Raw genomic sequence first — 21,389 nt, 5'->3', positions numbered from 1 at the left:
ACATCAACCTACGATGATTCATATTAAGTTAAGAGCAGGGTATTTAAATAGAGTTCTCATGAAATTCTGCAAAGTTATAATGCTGGGTTAAAAACCCAGCCTACGCCAAATTAAGTTTATTATCGTTGAATTTATTAATGATAAGGATTGTTTGTATTAACTAAATTTTTTAAACTTATAATTATTAACCCCGACGCCACGTATGATATTTTTCCACCCATTCCAACAGCTTCTCAGGCGCGTGATTGCGTTTCCAGTCGCCCGCAGCGTATTTATTACCCTCCGCCCACGTTGGATACATATGGATGGTGCCAAGGATTTTATTAAGCCCTAAACCGTGTTTCATGGCAAGGATAAATTCGCTCATAAACTCCCCAGCATTTTCGGCAACGATGGTAACGCCAAGTATTTTATCTTTGCCTTTTGGGGTGATGACTTTAATAAAACCATAGTTGGCGCTTTCCGTCACTGCGCGGTCTAAGTCTTTAAAGTCGTAGCGGGTCACTTCAAAATCAATGCCTTTAGCGATAGCGTCTTGCTCATTTAACCCCACGCGCGCAATCTCTGGATCAATAAAAGTCGTCCATGGAATGACGCGGTAATCGACTTTGAATTTCTTTAAATGGCCAAACAGCGCGTTGACCGCTGCATACCAAGCCTGATGGGAGGCTACATGAGTAAACTGGTAAGGGCCAACTACATCGCCTGCGGCATAAATATTGGGGTAGAGGGTTTCTAGATAGTCATCGGTATCGATGGTTTTGTTTTTGGTGTCAATACCCAAATCTTCCAGACCATAACCTTCAAGGCGCGCGTTACGGCCAACCGCGCAAATCAGCTCGTCGTATTCGATAGCGATTTCTTGCTGTTTATCTCCCTGTTTGCTTTGCTTATCTTGCGCGTCTGCATGATTTATGGGTTCAACAATGAGATAATTTTTACCTGCACGAACTTCACAGCGTATGGCTTGGTGGGAGGTTAAAATATTGACGCCGCTCTCGGTTAGCACTTGCTCAGCAAATTCTGAAACCTCGATATCCTCTCTTTTTATCAGTCGCGCGCCGCGTTCAATCTGAGTCACATTCGAGCCTAAACGAGCAAAGGCCTGCGCCAATTCGGTACCGATAGGGCCGCCGCCGAGCACTACCATTTTTTGGGGCAACGCCTCAAGTTGGGCGAACTTCTCCCACATAGTATCGTTGGTCACGTAACCCGTCTCTTCAAGTCCCGGTAAGTCTGGAACCACCGGACGCGCGCCGGTAGCAAGGACAATGGTACGTGTGGTGAGCCTCTGCACGCCGCCATCGTTCAATGCCACCTCCACCGTCCATGGGTCAATAATCTTGGCATAACCTTTTAATACCTCAACGCCTAGATTGGTGTAGCGCTCGACGCTATCGTTTGGGGCAATGTCAGCGATGATTTTATGGATTCGGGTCATAACGTTGTTAAAGTCAAATTGTGGCTCGGTGTTATCAAGGCCGTAGCGCTTAGCATGGCGCATATGCTCGGCGACTTTGGCGCTTTTAATCAAGGCCTTACTAGGCACGCAGCCGTAGTTTAGGCAGTCGCCGCCCATTTCTCCGGCTTCGATTAGCGTCACTTTGGCTTTTACCGTGGCGGCGATATAGCTGGTGACTAAGCCGCCAGCGCCCGCACCGATAACAATCATATTACGGTCGAATTTTTTGGGTTTAGTGTAGTTTTTATAGACGCGGCGTTTTTTAAACATATTTAAAATCCATTTGGCTATTAATGGGAAAAATCCTAGCAGAGCAAAAGAGACAATCAAATCAAAAGATAAAATCCCTGACAAGCTATCGATTTGCGCCAGCTGGGTACCAGCATTGACGTAGACAAAGGTGCCAGCGAGCATACCGACTTGGCTGACCCAGTAAAATGTCCACGTCTTAATCGCGGTCAGGCCCATCAAGAGATTAATGATAAAAAAGGGAAATAGCGGTACCAATCGCAAGGTAAATAAATAAAACGCGCCTTCTTTTTTTACCCCTTTATCAATCGATTCAAGACGCTCAGGGAAACGCTGTTTGATGGTATCTCTGAGCAAATAGCGCGAGGTCAAAAACGCTAGCGTCGCACCAATACTGGAGGCAAACGAGGCAATTAGCAAACCTTGCACCAAGCCAAACAACGCCCCGGCCGCCAAGGTTAAAATCGCCGCACCGGGTAGGGATAACGCGGTAACTAAGACGTAAATTAAGAAAAAACCACCAATTACTAATAGCGGCGACTCGGCCTTATACTCATCAAACTGGGCCATCGAGCCTTTTAAGCCTTCAAGGGTCAATAAGTCGTTCAAATCAAAGTAAAAAAAACTGATGATTAAGGCTATTACAGCAATTATTAGTATTATTTTTTTATTCATAAAATATCCGAAAAACCCAGTCGGGCAGAGATTATATCTAACTAAAGCGCCAATGAGTCTATCTGTTTGAAAAGTTATAGGTAGAGTAATAGTTGCGCTGATAACAAGGTGATGACAATGTAATAATAATGCGATGATAATGAGTGCTTGAAGGCGTATAGCTGCACCTAATCGAGGTTTTAGAGTAATGACGCTTATAAAATGACTTTGTTTAGATAGCAGGATTTATTATTCTATACTACCAGCTATACTAACGAATTGAGTTATAAAAGAGGGTAACAGATTGGTTATAAGATAGGCAAAACAATCTGTATCACTAGACCTTGAATGCCGTCTTCTCGATTATAGGCATGAATTTGACCCTGATGCGCCAGCACTACCGCATGGGCAATAGCCAGTCCTAAACCATAACCTCCTGTTTGGCGCTGGCGTGCGACATCAAGACGTACAAAGGGTTGAAAGATGCGCTGCAAATCCGCCTCAGCTACGCCGCTGCCCTCATCTAAGATACTAATTTGTAGCGCTTGCCGACCGGTAGGGGTTTTGGTTTTGACCATACTGACTGTCACCTGTGAGTTTGCAGGCGTATGGATAAAGGCGTTACGAATAACGTTCTCAAGCGCACTGTGCAGCTGCTCTTGATTGCCAAGAACGGTCCAAGTTTCTTTATCCGTAGGCGCTTGCCACTGCCAGTGTACGTTTTTATTTTGAAACTCAAAACAGACATCTTGTTCAATCTCGCTGATAATTTGCGCCATATTGACACGCTGTTTTTCTGAATCATCAGTGGTGTACTGCTGCATTTGCAAGGACTGAATATGAATGATTTGCTGGGTCAGCTCATTCATACGCTTAGACTCTTTATCGATACGGTCTAGATAGCGCTCAGCCTGCGGGGCAAAGTCGCGGGTCAGCTCGGTCGCCACCTCAAGACGCGCCAGCGGCGAGCGCAGCTCATGGGAGATGTCGCTTAACATCTGTTTGCGCGCAAGTTCACTATCGACAAGGCGCGTGGACAATTGCGCCACGTCTTTTGCCAGTAGTCCCAGCTCATCAGAACCCAGCTTACTGATATCGGCGCCCGTTTGATAATTCCCCTCAATCATTTGCCGCACTGTATTTTGCACCTGACGAATGCGCCGAATCATGGTGCGACTGAGCCAAAAGCAAACCAAGATGCTAAACAAAATAATTAAGATCAGGCGCACGATAACATTGCCGCGTTGCAATTCTACCACCTCAGCAAAACGCAGCTGCGGATGGGTTTGTAAAGTCAGCGTTTGCCCCTCTGGCAAGGTAACTAGGATATCTGCCATCTCAGGGCGATTATCGCTATCGACGCTAGCGTTGCTAATGTCAGGGTTGCGATTAGTATTGCCATCAACATCACTGAGTATAGATTTAGGTTGCATCAAGACTTGCGCGCGCTGTCTGTGCCGCTGCATACGGCCGTAGCGGGGGAAAAGAATAGCGCCTTGCTCATCATAGATGGTGATCTGCGTCATAAAGCGGCGATCTTGCTCGTATAGCTGCCTGACAGTGGATAAGTCGCCTTTTTCTAAGGCGACGACCAATTGCTCCCGCTTGTTGGATAGACGTTCAATTTGCGCTGCCATCCGCGCATTTAGCTCTCGCTCATTTAACCAGCGCTCAACCAGTACCGAGGAGACGGCGGTAAACAAAATCGTCAATATCAGGCTTAAAAACAGCCGCCAAAATAGGGTCAGACGCTGTTCGAATAGAGGTTTTTTCATCTTAACTCTTTTGTTGATATAATCAGGTCAATATAAAAGAGATACAGTGAGACTGGAACAAATTTTACTTGCGTGCTGTGTCTACGCTGACAGAGGCTGCGCAACATTTGTTCCAGTCTCGCGTTATAATCTAGTGCGTTCATTCAATTTAGTATCAACTATAAGACGTGATTCAAGTTGTTTAAACGCTTTATAAAACCAGCTGATAGCCTTTACCGCGCACCGCTTTTATTGGCTCACTATGAAAAGGTTGGAGTTTTTTGCGTAGACGTGAGACATGCACATCAAGACTGCGATCAAAAGGCTGTAATTCCCGCTGCAAAACGTTTTGGGATAACTGCTCTTTATTGACCACCTCACCTTTGTGTTTTAATAGCTCAAGCAGTAAGTCAAACTCGGTGCCGGTGACTTGCAGCTCGACACCGTCTATTTGGCACAAACGCTGGGTTTGATCAAGATGGAGTCGACTCTCAGGCAGGGTAGTGATGGCTTCTGAAGCCGATAAATGCAGGGCTATATTTTGGGTACGTTTAATCACCGCGTTGATGCGCGCGAGCAGCTCGCGCGGATTGCAAGGCTTGGTAATATAATCATCCGCGCCAAGCTCTAGGCCAATAATACGGTCGATCTCATCACCTTTTGCCGTAAGCATAATAACCGGTATTTTACTGATACTAGGCAGTTGCCGCAGCACACTTAAGCCGTCCATTTTAGGCATCATGATATCGAGCACCAATAAATCATAAGCTGACTCATTATTCATCGCTTTTAACCGCTCAATGACCGCCTCGCCGTCGTGGACGCAGTCGCATTCAACGTCGTGATTGCCGAGATATTCTTGTAGCAGCCCGGTCAGCTCTTCGTCGTCGTCACCTAATAGTATCTTTGGCATAGCTATATCCTTTTACCGCCATCATTTGCTAGACATATTATCAAGTAAACCCCTATCGATGCGCTATAAACGTTACTTTTCTTAATACTTCATAAAGGTTTGCAACCTTTGTCTGGCGTAAGATAAGTCCTATCAACAGCAAGTATGCTAGGCACAGGCGCTTAATAACCGTTGCCTATAGGGTAAAAATAAGCTACTTGCAAGATAAAATAACGCTTCATTCTTTTAATATCCCTTCAATCAGATAAAGAGTAACACCATGAAAAAACTATTAACGAGTTCAATTCTTGCCCTCTCAAGTGTGTTTGCCGTAACCGCTTGTACCAGTGTGGGCGCCAATACCGATACACAGCCGCCAACGACCCAAATGCAAAAGCAGTACCAAGGCAAGATGCATAAAGGTAGTATGAAAGACGGCCGTATGCGCGGTCCATTTGCTCAGTTGAATCTAACTGCCGCGCAACAAGCGCAAATACAAGCCATTAAACAAAACAATAGCGGCGATCGCATGCAAAAACGTGAAGCAATAATGCAGGTATTGACCGCTGAGCAGCGTAACGAGTTGGCAAGATTAAAAGTCGAGAGACAAGCCAAGCGAAAAAGCCATGGCAAAGAGATGAGAAAAGGTAAATATCAGGATCAAGGTCAACACATAAACCAAAATCAAAGCTTGCCGCAAAATCAAGGTCAGCGTATCAGCCAGTAAAAAGTATAGATGTCACAGCTTGATATTTGATAAAAGTTGATAAGTTTTAAGTCAAATAAATAGCGCGTTAGCAAGTATCAAGCTGTCCTTTATAAAACAAAAACTCCCCATAAGTTACTAGAATTTATGGGGAGTTTTTGTTTGTTAAAACCTTGTATGACCACCTACAGTCAAAATTCTAACAATCATTTTAGTCATCTAACTAGATTACAGTTAACTTATGCTAAAGAAATTCATTAATTTACTAGTAAAGAGAACAAATACTATTATATGATGAATAAAGATGCTGCTTAAGCATTGGTAATAAAAGGAATTTATTGACGATTTAAAGCGGTAACGACAACGATGTTGCAGCTTTAGATAAGACCAATTAACCATGGATGGTAACTATTATGAGTATGCATGTTCTTCATTACCGTACGCCTACCTTGACGCTACTGGCGATAGCCGTCTCCTTTGCATTATCCAGCTGCTCAGACAGCGATGATAGTTTTACCCGTATCGAACCGGTCACTCCTGCGGCGACCTATTCAGCTGACATTCAGCGTACCCAGTTTGGCATACCGCACATCACCGCAGATGACTATAAAGGTCTCGGCTACGGTGTGGGTTATGCTTTTGCTGAGGATAATATCTGCTCGCTGGCACGCGAGATCGTAGTCGCCAGTGGTCAAAGTATGCTGTACTTAGGCGAGAGTGGCGATGTTGCTAGTGATGTTTTTTATACTTGGTACAACTCTCCTGAGCGCCGCGCTAACTTTTTAGCCGCGCAAGATGAAGAAGTTATTGATGCGGTCACAGGCTACGCTGCAGGATATAGCCGCTATTTGCGTGATACCGGAGTCGACAATATCGATCCTGACTGTGCTGGCATGGACTGGGTGCGCGAGATTGATATTGATGATCTATTAGCCGTTTATGGTAAGGCTAATCTGCGCGGCGGCTTATCCAACTTTGTCGCTCCCATTGCTGCTGCTGCGCCTCCGGCCCAAAACGGGGTAATGGGCAGCAGTAGAATGGTTACAGTTGAACCAGAGGCAGGCTTAGAGTCAGATTCAGAAGCAGAATCTGATTTTGATATGGACACTATAAACGTGCTGGAGGGCGGTAGTAACGCTTATGCGCTAGGCAGCGAAGTAACAGGCACCAGCAGCGGTATCTTATACGGTAATCCTCACGAGCCATGGAACGGCGTGCAGCGCTTTTATGAGTTTCATCTGACTATGCCAGGCGAGCTTGATGTGATGGGCGCCGGCCAGCAAGGTCAGCCATTTCCAAACATTGGCTTTAATAAAGACGTCGCTTGGAGTCATACGGTCTCTACCGCTAAGCGCTTCACTTTTTATCAGCTGAATTTGGTCAACGGCGATCCAATGAAGTATAACTTTGAAAATAGCGACGGTGTCTTTGAGCAGCGCGATATCGAAGCGGTCGATGTCACTATTCAGCTGCCAGATGATCAGACGTTAGTTCAACCTATCTATCTGTCACATTTCGGTCCTATGCTTGCCGCCAACTTTGTTAATGAGGCGCTGCCGGCTTGGGGCGCTAATAATCTGGCCTATACCATTCGCGATGCGGCGTCTGAAAATCCGCGCGCACTGAACCAATGGCGCAGTATGAATAAAGCCAGCAGTGTAGAGGATTTAGTAGATAGAATGCAGGACACGCTCGGGCTTGGCTTTGTCAATACCATCGCCACCGATCGTTATGGTAAGGCGCTTTATGCTGATATCTCAACCGTGCCTCACGTCACAGCAGAGAAGCTTAATGATTGTAGTGCCAATGCTGGCCCGTTCCTTGGCGCATTAATCGCTCAAGGCGTCCCGGCATTAAATGGCGCTACCGCTGATTGTGAATGGGGTAATGACGATGATTCACCGCAAATGGGCATCTTCGGCGGCTCCAACTTGCCTTACTTGATTCGTGATGATTATGCGCTCAACTCCAACGATAGCTATTGGCTAAGTAACCTTGAGCAGCGCTTAACAGGATTCTCACCGCTACTAAGTCGGCGTCTAACGCCATTTCCGGGAACGGATAGCCCTGAGGCTGTGCCATTGTCTTTGCGTACGCGCATGGCCTTTATCCAAATATTTGATCGACTTGATAATTCAGATGATTTGGGCGGCAATACCTTTGATTTAGATAACTTACAAGAGGTGGTTTATGGCAACCGCAGTTATGCCGCTGAATTGGTGCTTGACGATGTGCTTGCTGACTGTACAGCCAATCCGATGTTACCAGTTTCTAGTGGTAGCAACGTCGATGCGACCCAAGCTTGTACTGTTTTGAGTAATTGGGATCGCCGCGATAATGTGGACAGTAAAGGCGCGCATGTGTTTAGAGAGTTTTGGGAGCGCGTTCCTTTTGACGATGCTACCATGACCGTGTTCAATGTGCCTTTTGATGAAGCCGACCCTATTAATACGCCTCGCGATTTAATTATCAATGCCACCACTCGAACCGCGTTAGGCGATGCTATTACTTATTTTCAAGATAAAAATATCGCTCTTGATGCGCCTTTAGGTAGCGTTCAATACGTGCTTGATGCTGGTAATAACAATGAGCGCATTGCTATGCACGGCGGGCTTGGCCGCGAAGGTATCTTTAACGTGGCAAGAGGACCTGGCCCTAATGATGATGGGGAGTATATTATCAATAATGGCCCCACTTATATGCAAACCGTTACTTTTGATAATAATGGCCCTATAGCAGAGGCTTTGCTTGCTTACTCGCAGTCTGCTGATAGCACGCGTCCTTATCACCGTGATCAAACACGCCGCTATTCGGATAAAAACTGGATTCGTCTGCCTTTTAGCGCTAACGAGATTAGCGAGCAAGCAGTCGGTGAGGTGATTGAGCTACGAGAGTAAGTGGTTTTAATTCCAGCAGCACTACACTGTACTGATTTTACAGTGACTTAACTAAAGCTATCTTATATGTTGCCACTTAAGCCATACTTTACAGTGTGGCTTTTTTTACCTCATCTTTAGTCTCGGCACGTAAAAACTCTAGCAAAGCTGGCATGTTTTCTCGCGCGCTACGTCCAGCGCCTATGATAGTCGCGGAAGCTGGACTTGCCCAATTGCCATAGCCAAACACCCACAGCCGTGGCTCTTTGATAGCTTGTCCTTGCTCGTTTAGTATAGTGCCGTCCTTTTCTATGACCCCTAAAGGCGCTAAATGTTTAAGCTCAGGCTCAAAGCCAGTACACCAAATAATAGCGTCTATTGGCTCCTCACGGCCATCGGGCCAGACGACGCCATGCTTGGTCAAGCGCGTAAACATCGGCCGCGTTTTTAATAACCCTTTATCACGTACTTTTTTGATGGCTGGCATCATAACGATATTGCCCTCAACAGGTGCGGCATTGTTACTGTTATCGATGTTTTTATTGCCCCTAATACGCGCCGTAGCTCTTTCAAATAAAGCACGACCATCAACATCATCGGGTAAAAACTTTGGCGGCTTACGTGTCACCCAGCTGGCATCGGCAACTGGCACCAATTCAGCAAAAATCTGCGCTCCCGAATTACCGCCGCCAACCACCAACACGCGCTTATCTTGGTAGGATTCAGGACCTTTATAATAAGCAGAATGGTGCTGATCACCGAGATAATCTTGTCGCCCTGCCATATCTGGAATATATTCGTTGCTCCACGCGCCCGTAGCGCTCACTACTGCTTTAGCCAGCCAAGTGTAGCGATCATCACTAACGCGCAGGCAGTCATTGTCCTCATCGCGCTCAACGCTTTGCACCTTATATGGACGATAAACAGGCAGCTTATAGTGCTGCTCATAATCGGCAAAATAGTAAAGCACCTCATCTCGATGCGGGGTCATACTTTCTTTGGACTTTGGCATCATTCTCCCCGGCAAGGAGCTCATCCAAGCAGGCGAGAAAAGCTGTAATGACGGCCAAAAATGCTGCCACGCGCCGCCACTTCGCTCCTGATTATCTAGGATAATAAAGTCGACCTTCGCGCGTCTCAAATAGTAACCTACCGCTAAGCCCGCTTGACCACCGCCGATTACGATCACATCGAATATTTTGGTGGCTGCTGTTTTAGCTGAAGTAGTAGATGACGTCATGGTTTTAACTCTCTTTATGCAATAAGTCGCTATAGCTTTAATAAGAGTAATCTGTCAGTTTATCAAGTAATAACTTTAACTGGCTAAATCTAAACCAATTAGCGCTATTAAGGTCTTGCCATCGCTCGCCATAAAATAGCAAATAGCTCATCGAAATCTGCATTTATCGGCTTTTGGGTTTGGCGCATAATATGCATTACTCCTAACCGGCTGACAAAGCCCATAAACACATCAAACAGGATGTAAAGCGGCACCGTATCGTCAAGTACCCCGCGCTGTTGTCCATCCTCTAAGACATTCAAAAAAGCACCGATCAGCTCCTCATTTTCATAAATAGCAATATTACGAAAGCGCGATAGTGATATTGAGGATAGCACCATAACCGCGTCAGGATGCGAATCTACAAAATCAAAGCAGACCCATAAGGTTTTGCGCAGACGCTCCTCAACGCTATCGATACCTTGCAGATGATCCATCATCCGCGCCGCCAAGCGTCCTAGCACGCGATCCATAATGGTATAAAACAGCGTTTGTTTGTCGCCAAAGTATTTATACAGCGTTTGTAGGGAGACATTGGCCGTTTTAGCAATCTGCGCCATGGTCACCTCATTAGCATCAAACCCTGCAAATAGTTTGCGCACTGCTTTTTCAATCTTGTCTAGCGTAGCAGGACGCATAGTAGATAGAGGGGCTAAAGGCTGGGAGGAGAGGGGCTGAGACGAAATAGAGTGGTTCATTGTATTGTCACTATTTGATATTAATGGTGATTATTATTTATGACGCTAAGGTGTTTGATAAACAGTAATTAAAATTACCATTGTTTATTAAGTTATTGCCAAGGCTATTTTAATCTCCTAGTATGGGTTTTATAACTTTTATCATAGATTTATAGTTATAGAAGTATGGTACATATTATAAATATTATTAACTAGGGTAATCTATATTACTATAGTTAATAGATTTTTAATCGATAATATTTTTTACTGTCAAACTATTTAATTATATCAAGGAAGAATCAATGGCTATCGAACGCTTTAAACCGACATGGATGGATGAAGAGATTGAGATGCTGCACGAGAGTGCGCTAAAGATGTTCAAAAGCTGGGACGAGCATGACGAGAAGTGGCGCGACAGCGGTATGCTTGATCGTGAAGCGTGGTTAGAGGCGGGCCAGATGGGTTTCTTATGTGCCTCCATGCCAGAAGAGTACGGCGGCGCTGGCGGTGATTTTCGCCATGAAACGGCGCTGGTCTATGCGCAAATGGAAGCCAACCAATCAGGCTTTGGTGGGTTTTTGCACTCGGGTATTGTTGCGCCTTATATTTTGCATCACGGTACAGAAGCGCAAAAACAAGAGTGGCTACCCAAGATGGCAAGCGGCGAGCTGATCGGTGCTATCGCCATGACGGAACCGGGTACGGGCTCAGATCTACAAAATATCAAAACTTACGCGACCAAAGACGGTGATGACTATATTATCAACGGCTCAAAAACATTCATCACTAATGGCCAACTGGCCAACCTTATTATTGTCGCCTGTAAAACCGATCGTAGCGCTGGCGCAAAAGGCGTCTCGTTAATCGTTGTCGAGACCGACAAAGCGCCGGGCTTTGAGCGTGGTAAAAAGCTCAAAAAACTAGGTATGGCGGCGCAGGATACCTCTGAGCTATTCTTTAACAATATGCGCGTGCCGCAAGCGAATCTACTCGGCACGGTTGAAGGCTTAGGCTTTGCTCAGTTGATGCAGGAGTTGCCACAAGAGCGTCTCATCGTAGCTATCGCTGGGATTGGGGCGATGAAATTAGCGCTGGATCTGACCATTGAATATACCAAAGAGCGCACCGCCTTTGGCACCTCTATCTGGAGCTTTCAAAACACCCGTTTTAAACTTGCTGAATGTAATACCCACTACATCGCCTCAAGCGCGCTGTGTGACGCAGCTATCGAAGCACTCCTCAAAAAGGAGTTAACCGTACAGCACGCCGCCTTAATTAAATACTGGGTCACCGAAAAGCAGTGCATCGTGATGGATGAGTGCGTGCAGTTATTCGGCGGTTATGGCTATATGATGGAGTATCCGATTGCTCGATTGTATGCTGACGCGCGCGTGCAAAAGATCTACGGCGGCACCAATGAGATTATGAAAGAGCTGGCCTCGCGTTATATGTAATCTGCTTTTTATAAGAGGTATAGTAGGTTTTAATTGAAAAAGGAAATAGAGTGGCTGGTAGAAATTTTTTGCAGCCTCTGTCTGCGAAGGCACAGCAAGCAAGAAAAATTTTACCAGCCACATGCAAACTCAATCACTATTATTTATTAAAAACTATATTATTTTTTAAAAAAGAAAAAAGGGATTTTTATGACTGAGACTGCTTATATTTATGATGCGATTCGTACTCCGCGCGGCAAAGGCAAAAAAGACGGCTCCTTATATCAAGCGTCGCCGACTTGGCTGACTCGTACCTTGTTAAAAGCGATGCAGCAGCGTCACCATTTAGATACCAGCCTAGTCGATGATGTGGTTCTCGGCTGCGTAACGCCTATTGGCGAGCAAGGCTCGGATATTGCACGTATCGCGGTTATTGATGCGGGCTGGGCTGAGAGCGTAGCGGGTTTGACGTTATCGCGCTTTTGCGCCTCAGGGCTGGAGTCTATCAATCTTGCTGCCGCCAAAGTCATGTCAGGTATGGAGGAGATGGTCGTCGCAGGCGGGGTTGAGAGCATGAGCCGCGTACCAATGGGCTCGGACGGCGGCGCGTGGTACATGGACCCGCGCGTCAATGAAGCCACGCATTTTGTACCGCAGGGGGTTGGCGCGGATACTATAGCGACGCTCAAAGGCTTTAGTCGCCAAGATGTTGATGCGTTCGCTAGCGAGTCGCATCAAAGGGCCGCTACTGCTTGGGAGAATGGCTATTATGATAAATCAGTGGTGCCAGTGACTGATATCAACGGCATGCTACTGCTCGATAAAGACGAAACCATTCGCCCTAATACCGATGTTGAGACTTTAGCTGGTCTTAATCCTTCTTTTGCTATGTCTGGTAAAATGGGCTTTGATAGCGTGATATTAGATCGATATACCACTATCGAAAAAGTCAATCATGTCCATCACGCGGGCAATTCATCAGGTATCGTTGACGGTGCTGCCCTCTGCCTAGTCGGTAGCGCTGCTGCGGGCAAAAAAGCGGGGCTCAAACCGCGTGCCAAGCTAACTATGGCAGCGGTTATCGGCTCAGAGCCTTCTATTATGCTCACCGGACCAACTCCTGCTTGCCGAAAAGCCCTAGTCAAGGCCGGTATGCAAGCGGCGGATATTGATTTGTGGGAGATTAACGAAGCTTTTGCTGCGATACCGCTAAATACTGCTGATGATTTAGGCATCTCACTTGATATCGTCAATGTCAATGGCGGCGCTATCGCTATGGGGCATCCGCTAGGCGCTACTGGCGCAATGCTCATGACTACGGTACTTGATGAGCTAGAGCGTCGCGATCTAAAAACCGCCATGATTACTTTATGTGTGGGCGGCGGTATGGGCATTGCGACTATTATTGAGCGGGTATAAATTATTTAGCGTTTATATAGTCGATTCACTTTAAAACGGATACAGTGTTACTGGGATGAACTTTACTTGCGTGCTGTGTCTACGCTGACAGAGGCTGCGCAAAATCCATCCCAGTAACAGGTTAATATCAACGTACCTATTTTATTTCGGACTGACTATAAATAGAAAGCAAAATGATAATTAAAGGATGATGTAGGGAAACGATCATGGATAATTCACAAGACAGCAATAAAGACAGTATAAGCACTATTAATAAGTTAGAAAACTTCTCAGCTAAGCGTGATAATGATGGCATCGTTACCGTTAGTATTGACCAAAGCGGCCGCAAAATGAATGTCATTGGCGATGGCTTTACCGAATCTTTTGCTACTTTGGTTGATAGCTTTATCAGCGATGATAACGCCAAAGGTTTAATTTTAACCTCCGGCAAAGAGACTTTCGTAGTTGGCGCTGATATCGATCAATTAGCTAGTCTTGAAACTGCTGAACAAGTTTTTGACTTAGTCGAAGAGTTAAAAGCCAGCTTACGTAAACTTGAAACCTCGGGCAAACCTGTAGTCGCCGCTATGACTGGAACGGCGCTTGGCGGCGGCTTGGAGCTGGCTCTAGCCTGTCATTATCGTATAGCGATTGATTCACCTAAAACTAAACTGGGACTGCCGGAGGTGAAACTCGGCTTGCTTCCAGGCGGCGGTGGTACTCAGCGTTTGCCGCGCTTGATTGGCATCCAAACCGCGCTTGAGCTCATGACCCAAGGTAAAGAGCTACGTCCGGCTGCAGCCAAAGATATCGGTCTTATAGATGCGACGGCTACTGATAATGATGATATGTTAGCGCAGGCTAAGGCGTGGATAAAAGCCAATCCTGATGCTCAGCAGCCATGGGACAAAAAAGGCTTTAAAATTCCCGGCGGTGACAGCAATCATCCCAAAGTGGTGCAAATGTTCTCCATCGCGCCTGCCATGGCGAATCAGAAATCACACGGCAATTATCCGGCTATTACTTATATTATGTCCTGTGTATTTGAAGGCTGCATTGTAGATATTGACACCGGTCTTGAGCTTGAATCACGCTACTTTGCCGCTTGCGTGCTCTCAAGCGAGTCCAGAAATATGATCAATACCTTGTGGACACAGCTTAATAGCATTAAAAAAGGTCAATCGCGTCCTGATGGCTTTGAGCGCACGCGCACCAAAAAGGTGGGTGTTTTAGGCGCGGGCATGATGGGATCAGGCATCGCTTATGTCAGCGCTAAAGCGGGTATAGACGTCGTACTACTTGATACTGACATCGAAGGCGCTGAAAAAGGCAAAAGCTACTCGGCTAAGATTTTGGATAAAGCCATTAGTCGTAAGCGTTCGAGTGAAGACAAAAAGCAAGCGTTGCTTAATCGTATCCAGCCTACAACCTCTTATAAGGACTTAGCTGATTGCGACCTTGTCATCGAAGCGGTGTTCGAGAACCGTGAGATTAAAGCGAAATGTACCGAGCAGTCTGAAGCAATTATTCCTAAGAGCGCCGTTTATGCTTCTAACACGTCAACCTTGCCGATAACGGGTCTTGCTAAAGCCAGCGCGCGTCCCAAGCAGTTTATCGGGCTGCACTTTTTCTCACCCGTTGATAAAATGCCCTTGGTTGAGATCATCATGGGCGAGCAAACCGATGACGAAACTTTAGCCAAAGCTTTTGATTATGTCGTGCAAATCGGTAAAACGCCTATCGTAGTCAATGATAGTCGCGGTTTTTATACCTCACGCGTATTTGGTACTTATGTGAGCGAAGGTATTGCCATGCTCGGCGAAGGCATACATCCGCGTAGCATCGAAGTGGCTGGACTAAAAACCGGTATGCCCATGCCGCCACTGGCGCTGCAAGATGAGGTGTCACTAAGTTTGGCTTTACATGTCAGCGAGCAGCAACAGCTCGATATGCAAAGCGAGGGTAAACCAGTCGTGGTGCGCCCCTCTTATGAGACCCTAAAAACACTGGTCAAAAAGTATAATCGCGAAGGCAAAAAGAACGGCAAAGGCTTTTATGAGTATCCCGAGGACGGTGATAAATACCTATGGCCCAAGCTTATTGATTTGTACCCGCCAAAAGCTGAGCAGCCACCGCAGCAGGATTTAATCGACCGCTTGATGTTTATCCAAGCCAATGAGTCGGCCAAATGCTATGAGGAAAACGTGGTGCGCTCTGTTGCCGATACCAATATCGGCTCTATCTTTGGCTGGGGGTTTGCGCCGCAGCAGGGCGGCACCTTGCAGTTTATCAACTCCATGGGTTTGGATAAGTTCATTGAGCGTAGTTATGAGCTAGCAGAACAATATGGCGAGCGCTTTAAACCGGCGAAAATCGTGCTCGATATGGCAGAAAAAGGCGAGGTCTTCTCTGATGCATGACTCGATGGCTGATTGCTTACAAGGGTTACGAGTCGTTGATTTGACCCGTAATCTGCCCGGACCTTTTGCTACGCGACTGCTTGCTGACTTGGGCGCTGAGATTATCAAGATTGAACCTAAAAATGGCGACCCTGCTAGAGCGGTAGGAGACTTGTTTACAGCTCTAAATCACGGTAAGACTATAGAGAAACATGATTTTCGTGACCCCAAAGGCATTGAGGCGATTAAAGCCCATCTTAAAAATGCTGACGTCATGTTAGATAGTTTTCGCCCTGGTGTGCTCGCTGGCATGGGACTTGATGCTAAGACCTTGCGCGCGCTTAATCCAAAGCTGGTTATGGTCTCGATTACCGGTTATGGACTAACGAATGGCAACGTAGATCACGACTGGGCACATAAAGCCGGTCACGATATCAATTTTATGGCGATGAGTGGGATGCTCGATCAGTTAAGAACCGCTGAGGGCGAGCAAGCCATGCCCAATATTCAGTTTGCGGACTTAGCAGGTGGTAGTGATACTGCGGTGATTGCCATACTTGCAGCTGTGTTCGCCGCCGAGCGTACTAGCAGAGGTCGTCACATTGCAATCAGTATGACTCACAGTTTATACAATCATATGATCATGCCTAAGGTTACAGGTAAGCTAGTTGCAAGCTTCGCAGGTAAAAGTCCTGCACCGCAGCAAGACTTTTTAGGCGGGGCCCTGCCTTGTTATCGGTTATATCAAACGGCTGACGATCGTTATATAGCAGTGGGCTCTTTGGAGCTAAAATTCTGGCAAGGTCTGTGTGCAGTATTAGAGCTACCAGAGCTTAAAAAGGTACATTGGCAACTTGGTATCATGCCTCACACGCCAGACAGTCAAGAAGCTATGCAAACCGTTGCTGATAAATTCGCCAGTCAAAATCTTACGCATTGGCAAAACCTCTTTGCGTCAGTAGATGTTTGCGTCACCCCTGTGCTAAGCTTAGCGGAGGCCAAAGCCCATCCCTTGTTCGCGCATCAGGACGAGCATGACGCCACATTGGGATGGCAACAAATCGAGACATGAGGCCATACCCTAGAAACTAATACTTAGAAACTGATACTTTTTTGTCACGATATGCCTGACTTTTAACTTATTATGAACTATTGTAGGCTGGTGCTTTTAGCCCAGCTTTAGAACTATACAACAACCAAATGCTGGGTTAAAAACCCAGCTACGCCAATAATTTTAGTATAGTTGAGAGTGGGGTCACGGTATCGTTTTTAAATTACTTTAACTATACCAAGGACGGTAAATTATGGATAAATTTTGGACAAAAAATTACCCTGAAAACGTGAGCACTGAGGTCACCCCGCCGCATAAAACCCTTATTGATATGCTCGATGATAAGTTTGGCAGATACGCTACAGAGGCTTTCTCTACCAATATGGATGCCACTTATAGTTATGATAAGGTCGATAAGATATCACAAAACATCGCCGCTTGGCTACAAAGCCTAGGACTGGCAAAGGGCGCAGTCGTTGCGGTAATGATGCCCAATGTCAACCAGTATCTGCCTATCGTCATTGGAGCCGTGCGGGCAGGCATGGTGCTGACTTTAATCAATCCTTTATACAGCGCGCGCGAGCTTAAGCATCAACTTGTCGATTCAAACGCCGCCGCTTTATTTATCCTAGAGCCGTTTTGTGCTACCTTAGCAAAAATCGTTGAAGAGACCCCGGTTAAAGCCATTGTCATCAGTAAAATTGGCGATATGCTTGGTACGGCAAAAGGGGCTTTAGTCGATATCGCTACCAAACATGTCAAAAAAGCCATTCCCAGTTATCATCTAAAATCAAACGATGGCTATAAAGTTATTAGCTTTAAAGCGCTATTAAAGCAAGCGCAAAATATAAGTTATTCACGCCCTGTGGTGCATAGCGATGATTTGTTGATGCTGCAATATACAGGCGGTACGACCGGTGTTGCCAAGGGTATTTTGATTACCAATCATAACCTTATGGCGGGGACTTATAAAATGGCCGAGTGGTTCCAGCCTATTTATGATGATATACCTGAGGGCACCCAAGTCAATACTATCATTGCGCTGCCACTTTATCATATCTATGCTTTTACTTGCTCGATAGTAGGAGTAAGCGTCGGTCAGCACTTCACTTTGGTGACTAATCCACGTGATATCGCAAGCTTGGTTAAAATACTAGCCAAGCAGCCTTTTCATATTTTCCCTGCCGTCAATACTTTGTTCCAAGCGCTACTGATGCATCCTGACTTTAAAAAGGTGGATTTTTCAGATACTAAGCTGACCGCAGTCGGCGGTATGGCGGCCACCCCTGAGACCGCGAAGCGCTGGATTGAGACCACAGGGTTGCCTATCGTTGAGGGCTGGGGTATGTCTGAGACCATTGGAGTAGGGACGGCCAATCGCTTTGATAGCGCGCAGTATAGCGGCAATGTTGGTTTACCGCTCCCGGGCATAGATATCAGCATCCGCGATGATGACGGCGAAGCGCTTGCATTGGGCGAGATTGGCGAGATGTGCATCAAAGGTGATAACGTTATTAAAAACTATCATAACATCGATAACGCCAAATTCTTCACCGCTGACGGCTACCTAAAAACCGGCGATATCGCCTCTATGGATGAGCAGGGTTATATCAAGATATATGACCGCAAAAAAGACATGCTGATTGTCAGCGGCTTTAACGTTTATCCGAATGAAGTAGAAAACGTTATTGAAACCCATCCAAAAGTAGCAGAATGCTCGGTGGTCGGCGTCGACGATGAACTACAAGGTCAGTCGGTCAAAGCCTATATCGTCAAGGCGGATAACAGTTTAGATGAGAGCGAGATCAAAGCGCTGTGCAAAGACAATCTAGCCGGTTATAAATGCCCGCGTCATATTGAATTTATAGCTGAGCTGCCCAAATCCACGGTGGGTAAGATACTGCGTCATGAGCTGAGGGCGGCGGCTAATAAGGCTTAGGGCATAGACTAAAAGTAAATATTCCAGCTACCCAGTTAGGTGGTCACTTTTGACCAGATTTACTAAGGCGATAATCAAGCTTAGCGCGGCTGATATTTAATAAGCGCGCCGCCTTAGAGACATTACCCTCACATTGATTTAACGCGGCATGAATAAGTTTATCGTTGAAACCCTCTAAATCAAAACCGTCATGGAATAAGGTTTCAAGCGCTTCATTGAAGCGACTATCATCGGCGATATGTAAATTACCACTGGTAGCAGAGATTTTAAGCTTTTGACCACTTGGGCTGTAGCGTTCTTGAATATTGGATAACAACAAATCATCGGTATCAATAAGGTTGTGATTGTCATTGAGAATAACGGCGCGCTCGATAACGTTTTGAATCTCACGCACATTACCCGGCCAAGTGTACAAGTTTAGGTATTCACGAGCCTTATCAGTAAAGCCCTGAATGTTTTTGTTATACATCGCCGTATACTTTTGCAAAAAGAACTTTGCTAATAACAATATATCTTGTTTGCGCTCTCTGAGTGGTGGTATGTGAATAGGGAAAGTGCTTAAACGATAGTATAAATCTTGGCGAAACTTGCCTTGCTGCACGGCAATTTGCAAATCTTCATTGGTTGCTACAATGACTCTGATATCGACTGAAATATTGTTATAACCACCGACATGATTGAGCACACCTTCTTGTAATACGCGCAGTAATGCCGCTTGCGCACGAGGCGAGAGCTCAACCACTTCATCTAAAAATAACGTACCAGAGCTTGCTGCCTCAATTTTGCCTTTTCTAGATTGGGTCGCGCCAGTAAAAGCGCCTTTTTCAACTCCGAACAGCTCAGACTCTATCAGATCGTTAGGAATACTGGCGCAGTTTATAGCGATAAAAGGATTAGCGCTACGGTCGCTGGCTTCATGTAGCGCGGTAGCAAACACCTCTTTACCAACGCCTGTCTCGCCTTGTAGCAGCACGGTCGCTTTGGTTTTGGCGACCTTTCTCATCAATGCCGTCGCGGTCTTAAAAGAAGGTGACTCGCCAATTGCGGAAAAAAAGCCTTCAGGCTTTAGGCGCGTGTTAGAGTTTTGTCTTTTAAGCTCATCAAAATGACTACGGCGCTCAAATAATTCGGTATTGAGTCGCTCAGCATTGAAGAATTTTTGTAAATCCGTATCCTCGTCCCATTCTTCAATTGGCCTGCCTTCGATACGGCAATGATCGTAGCCCATAGCGGCGCATTGCACCTCTTTAAAAGCGATTTGACGCCCAAAAAAGTAGCTGGTATAACCACTAGCATAGCCAAGTGAGCTAAAACAAACCGGCGTGTCTGAGAGGCCATGAAACTTCTTATGATAAGCCACCTCAACTGAGTTGTACCAATCAAAACTTGCAAAAAACTCCCCACTATCAAAGTCTACAATCATCTGATCGGGGACAACTTTTACCATACCGCGAATGGTGTGTAGCTGCGGTCCTGATAAAAACCCTTCTTTCCAGCTACCACCGGGACGCAGTTTTTTACTGATCTCAGCATCTTCTAATCCTGCAAAATAACCGTAGCGAAAAAACAAACGCTGGGTAATCTCACCACCAAGATTCAAACTTAATTCTTCACGTAGTTTCCATAGTGCATGAGCATGACTCAGTACCATGCGCTGGCCACCAAACCAAATCTTGCCAGAATGGACGTCAAACTCTAAATGGCTCAATAAGTCTTCAATACTTTTGGAGAACTCAATCTCTGCGCTAGCAGCGGTATCTTTTTTTACCGACTCAGATAAAAGCTTTCCACTTGCCGCTATAGTAGGGTTTAGGAAATTGGAAAGTTTAAAGTACTCATTATTCACGTAAAAATACTTAGGCATATCAGATGCAATCCTTGCATGTGGCTGGGAGACATCAATCCTTTGATTTCGAATGTTGGATGTTTATTTATCATCACATATAAACTTACATCGCGCAATTGTCTGATGCTCAATAGTTGCCTAGAAAACTCTCTAAAAAATAGAACAATTTCATCATTTCATGAAACTGATGGAAAAGTTAAGCAAATGATGAAAACATCATAGCTTTAAACAATCTTGTAATGGACATTATTTTCAATTTTTCTATATTAATACTTTTAGAATCAATAACTTATTATAAAATTTATAGAATTGGCATGTAAATTGTAGGTGTTATATTGAGAAATATAAATATTACTAAGATAGTAAGTTAATTCTTATTGTATCAAATGGTTTTAGCGATGGCAGGATGCCAGACAAGGAGTTTAGGATGAATCCCGACAATACCTCAAATAATCTCCCTTCTTTTGATGATTTGCCTAAATATGTTCGGGTGCGCAGTGCCCCTGATGCCGAATTTGTTATGTTTGATTTTGCTATTGGCGACTCCAGCCTCTTTGTCGAGTTGGTATTGCCACCCGCAAGTTTTAAAGCATTTTGCGCTAACAACAATGTTATTCATATGAACGCTGAACAGATGACTTTTAATGACGAAGAAGAGGATAAATGGCGTTATGGCGTAGAGTCTACTTTGGTAGGTGATAATCACTCTGGCGCGTCTAATGACTAAAACTTCTATATTAATTCACTATTATCATACCTTTGTTAAGGAGAACA

At 45.4% G+C, this 21,389-nt stretch carries 14 protein-coding genes; 8 read left to right on the top strand and 6 right to left on the bottom strand.

Annotated features, from left to right (window positions below; translation table 11 throughout):
* Positions 1-184: 184 nt before the first annotated feature.
* The 3 genes from ACR63N_RS08615 to ACR63N_RS08605 form a co-directional block, all read right to left on the bottom strand.
* Positions 185-2,386, bottom strand: coding sequence for an FAD-dependent oxidoreductase (locus ACR63N_RS08615; RefSeq protein ID WP_472781861.1), 2,202 nt, complete (start codon positions 2,384-2,386; stop codon positions 185-187).
* A gap of 287 nt (positions 2,387-2,673) precedes the next feature.
* On the bottom strand, positions 2,674-4,140 hold the full coding sequence (locus tag ACR63N_RS08610) for a sensor histidine kinase (RefSeq protein WP_472781860.1): 1,467 nt from the start codon (positions 4,138-4,140) through the stop codon (positions 2,674-2,676).
* 190 nt (positions 4,141-4,330) lie between these two features.
* Positions 4,331-5,032 (bottom strand): response regulator transcription factor, encoded by a 702-nt coding sequence (locus tag ACR63N_RS08605; protein ID WP_367109162.1) that lies wholly within the window; start codon positions 5,030-5,032, stop codon positions 4,331-4,333.
* A gap of 259 nt (positions 5,033-5,291) precedes the next feature.
* Between ACR63N_RS08605 and ACR63N_RS08600 the strand changes: the two genes are divergently transcribed.
* Both ACR63N_RS08600 and ACR63N_RS08595 read left to right on the top strand, forming a co-directional pair.
* A complete protein-coding gene (locus tag ACR63N_RS08600; RefSeq protein ID WP_367109163.1) occupies positions 5,292-5,738 on the top strand; it encodes a hypothetical protein in 447 nt (148 codons plus the stop codon).
* A gap of 392 nt (positions 5,739-6,130) precedes the next feature.
* Positions 6,131-8,614, top strand: coding sequence for a penicillin acylase family protein (locus tag ACR63N_RS08595; protein ID WP_472781859.1), 2,484 nt, complete (start codon positions 6,131-6,133; stop codon positions 8,612-8,614).
* An 88-nt stretch (positions 8,615-8,702) separates the two neighbouring features.
* Here ACR63N_RS08595 and ACR63N_RS08590 read toward each other — a convergent pair whose 3' ends face one another.
* Together ACR63N_RS08590 and ACR63N_RS08585 are read right to left on the bottom strand one after the other, a co-directional pair.
* Complete coding sequence (locus tag ACR63N_RS08590; RefSeq protein WP_367104256.1) at positions 8,703-9,833, bottom strand: ArsO family NAD(P)H-dependent flavin-containing monooxygenase; 1,131 nt, start codon at positions 9,831-9,833, stop codon at positions 8,703-8,705.
* A 107-nt stretch (positions 9,834-9,940) separates the two neighbouring features.
* On the bottom strand, positions 9,941-10,570 hold the full coding sequence (locus ACR63N_RS08585) for a TetR/AcrR family transcriptional regulator (RefSeq protein ID WP_367104257.1): 630 nt from the start codon (positions 10,568-10,570) through the stop codon (positions 9,941-9,943).
* Between the two features lie 281 nt (positions 10,571-10,851).
* Here ACR63N_RS08585 and ACR63N_RS08580 point away from each other — a divergent pair, with 281 nt between their 5' ends.
* The 5 genes from ACR63N_RS08580 to ACR63N_RS08560 all read left to right on the top strand — a co-directional run bounded on the left by ACR63N_RS08580 (position 10,852) and on the right by ACR63N_RS08560 (position 18,769).
* Positions 10,852-12,003 (top strand): acyl-CoA dehydrogenase family protein, encoded by a 1,152-nt coding sequence (locus tag ACR63N_RS08580; RefSeq protein ID WP_367109167.1) that lies wholly within the window; start codon positions 10,852-10,854, stop codon positions 12,001-12,003.
* Between the two features lie 189 nt (positions 12,004-12,192).
* Entirely contained in the window at positions 12,193-13,401 is a 1,209-nt protein-coding gene (locus tag ACR63N_RS08575) for an acetyl-CoA C-acetyltransferase (RefSeq protein ID WP_367104259.1), read from the top strand.
* Positions 13,402-13,607: 206 nt separating this feature from the next.
* On the top strand, positions 13,608-15,800 hold the full coding sequence (locus tag ACR63N_RS08570) for a 3-hydroxyacyl-CoA dehydrogenase NAD-binding domain-containing protein (protein ID WP_472781858.1): 2,193 nt from the start codon (positions 13,608-13,610) through the stop codon (positions 15,798-15,800).
* Positions 15,793-16,851: a CaiB/BaiF CoA transferase family protein gene (locus ACR63N_RS08565; RefSeq protein ID WP_472781857.1), complete on the top strand. Its 1,059-nt coding sequence runs from the start codon at positions 15,793-15,795 to the stop codon at positions 16,849-16,851. The genes ACR63N_RS08570 and ACR63N_RS08565 overlap by 8 nt, the downstream gene beginning before the upstream one ends.
* Positions 16,852-17,083: 232 nt before the next feature.
* On the top strand, positions 17,084-18,769 hold the full coding sequence (locus ACR63N_RS08560) for an AMP-binding protein (protein ID WP_472781856.1): 1,686 nt from the start codon (positions 17,084-17,086) through the stop codon (positions 18,767-18,769).
* A 43-nt stretch (positions 18,770-18,812) separates the two neighbouring features.
* Here the strand turns inward: ACR63N_RS08560 and ACR63N_RS08555 are convergent, their stop codons facing one another.
* Positions 18,813-20,633, bottom strand: coding sequence for a sigma 54-interacting transcriptional regulator (locus ACR63N_RS08555; protein ID WP_367110149.1), 1,821 nt, complete (start codon positions 20,631-20,633; stop codon positions 18,813-18,815).
* A gap of 409 nt (positions 20,634-21,042) precedes the next feature.
* Here ACR63N_RS08555 and ACR63N_RS08550 point away from each other — a divergent pair, with 409 nt between their 5' ends.
* Entirely contained in the window at positions 21,043-21,342 is a 300-nt protein-coding gene (locus ACR63N_RS08550) for a phenol hydroxylase subunit (protein WP_472781855.1), read from the top strand.
* Positions 21,343-21,389 lie beyond the last annotated feature (47 nt).

This window comes from Psychrobacter sp. M4 (assembly GCF_055699795.1).
Note: the sequence above shows the minus strand (reverse complement) of the source record. Positions and strands in the feature narration are given on the sequence as shown.

Excerpts from the sequence above, each read along its gene's own strand:
- ACR63N_RS08605 (WP_367109162.1), bottom strand. The coding sequence starts at position 5,032 with ATGCCAAAGATACTATTAGGTGACGACGACGAAGAGCTGACCGGGCTG.
- ACR63N_RS08595 (WP_472781859.1), top strand. The coding sequence starts at position 6,131 with ATGAGTATGCATGTTCTTCATTACCGTACGCCTACCTTGACGCTACTG.
- ACR63N_RS08555 (WP_367110149.1), bottom strand. The coding sequence starts at position 20,633 with ATGCCTAAGTATTTTTACGTGAATAATGAGTACTTTAAACTTTCCAAT.
- ACR63N_RS08590 (WP_367104256.1), bottom strand. The coding sequence starts at position 9,833 with ATGACGTCATCTACTACTTCAGCTAAAACAGCAGCCACCAAAATATTC.
- ACR63N_RS08585 (WP_367104257.1), bottom strand. The coding sequence starts at position 10,570 with ATGAACCACTCTATTTCGTCTCAGCCCCTCTCCTCCCAGCCTTTAGCC.
- ACR63N_RS08600 (WP_367109163.1), top strand. The coding sequence starts at position 5,292 with ATGAAAAAACTATTAACGAGTTCAATTCTTGCCCTCTCAAGTGTGTTT.
- ACR63N_RS08560 (WP_472781856.1), top strand. The coding sequence starts at position 17,084 with ATGGATAAATTTTGGACAAAAAATTACCCTGAAAACGTGAGCACTGAG.
- ACR63N_RS08550 (WP_472781855.1), top strand. The coding sequence starts at position 21,043 with ATGAATCCCGACAATACCTCAAATAATCTCCCTTCTTTTGATGATTTG.
- ACR63N_RS08570 (WP_472781858.1), top strand. The coding sequence starts at position 13,608 with ATGGATAATTCACAAGACAGCAATAAAGACAGTATAAGCACTATTAAT.
- ACR63N_RS08610 (WP_472781860.1), bottom strand. The coding sequence starts at position 4,140 with ATGAAAAAACCTCTATTCGAACAGCGTCTGACCCTATTTTGGCGGCTG.
- ACR63N_RS08575 (WP_367104259.1), top strand. The coding sequence starts at position 12,193 with ATGACTGAGACTGCTTATATTTATGATGCGATTCGTACTCCGCGCGGC.
- ACR63N_RS08615 (WP_472781861.1), bottom strand. The coding sequence starts at position 2,386 with ATGAATAAAAAAATAATACTAATAATTGCTGTAATAGCCTTAATCATC.
- ACR63N_RS08580 (WP_367109167.1), top strand. The coding sequence starts at position 10,852 with ATGGCTATCGAACGCTTTAAACCGACATGGATGGATGAAGAGATTGAG.
- ACR63N_RS08565 (WP_472781857.1), top strand. The coding sequence starts at position 15,793 with ATGCATGACTCGATGGCTGATTGCTTACAAGGGTTACGAGTCGTTGAT.